General features: G+C 65.9%; 1 protein-coding gene. It reads left to right on the top strand.

Annotated elements, in window-relative coordinates; all coding sequences use genetic code 11:
- The coding region (pgi, locus tag CTZ28_RS46290; RefSeq protein ID WP_121895949.1) for a glucose-6-phosphate isomerase at positions 1–1130 on the top strand (1130 nt) is incomplete at both ends.

Here is a 1130-nt window from a genome sequence, read left to right on the forward strand (position 1 = left end):
GCGGTGCTGCATTCGGCGTTGCGTGCGCCGCGTGACGCGGTGGTCGAGGTGGACGGGGAGAATGTGGTCCCCGCTGTGCACGCGGTGCTCGACAGGATGGCGGGTTTCGCCGAGGGGGTGCGTTCCGGTGCCTGGACCGGGCATACGGGCAGGCGGATCAGGAATGTGGTGAACATCGGCATCGGGGGCTCGGATCTGGGTCCGGCGATGGCGTACGAGGCGTTGCGTGGTTTCACCGACCGTGATCTGACGGTCCGGTTCGTGTCGAACGTGGACGGTGCCGATCTGTACGAGGCGGTCCGTGATCTGGATCCGGCGGAGACGCTGTTCATCGTGGCGTCGAAGACTTTCACCACGATCGAGACGGTCACGAACGCGACGTCGGCCCGTGATTGGCTGCTGTCGGGGTTGAAGGCGGGTCAGGAGGCGGTGGCGCGGCACTTCGTGGCGCTGTCGACGAATGCGGGGAAGGTGGCCGCGTTCGGTATCGACCCGGACAACATGTTCGAGTTCTGGGACTGGGTCGGCGGGCGTTACTCGTTCGATTCGGCGATCGGTCTGTCGTTGATGATCGCCATCGGTGCGGACCGGTTCCGGGAGATGCTGGCGGGGTTCCGGCTGGTCGATGAACACTTCCGGACCGCGCCTGCCGAGGCCAACGCGCCGTTGCTGCTGGGTCTGCTGGGTGTCTGGTACGGCAATTTCCATGACGCGCAGTCGCATGCGGTGCTGCCCTACAGTCATTATCTGTCCAGGTTCACGGCGTATTTGCAGCAGCTGGACATGGAGTCCAACGGCAAGTCCGTGGACCGTGAGGGCCATCGTGTGGAGTGGCAGACGGGGCCGGTCGTGTGGGGTACGCCGGGCACGAACGGGCAGCACGCCTACTATCAGCTGATCCATCAGGGCACCAAGCTGATCCCGGCCGATTTCATCGGGTTCGCCGAGCCGGTGGCCTGGCTGGGCGGTGACCTCGGGGCGCAGCACGATCTGCTGATGGCGAACTTCTTCGCGCAGACCCAGGCGCTCGCGTTCGGCAGGACCGCCGACGAGGTGCGGGCGGAGGGTGTGCCGGAGGAGCTGGTGGCGCACAAGACGTTCCGCGGTGACCGGCCGACGACCACGATCCT

This window comes from Streptomyces shenzhenensis, from assembly GCF_003688995.1.
Classification (GTDB): Bacteria; Actinomycetota; Actinomycetes; order Streptomycetales; family Streptomycetaceae; genus Streptomyces; species Streptomyces shenzhenensis_A.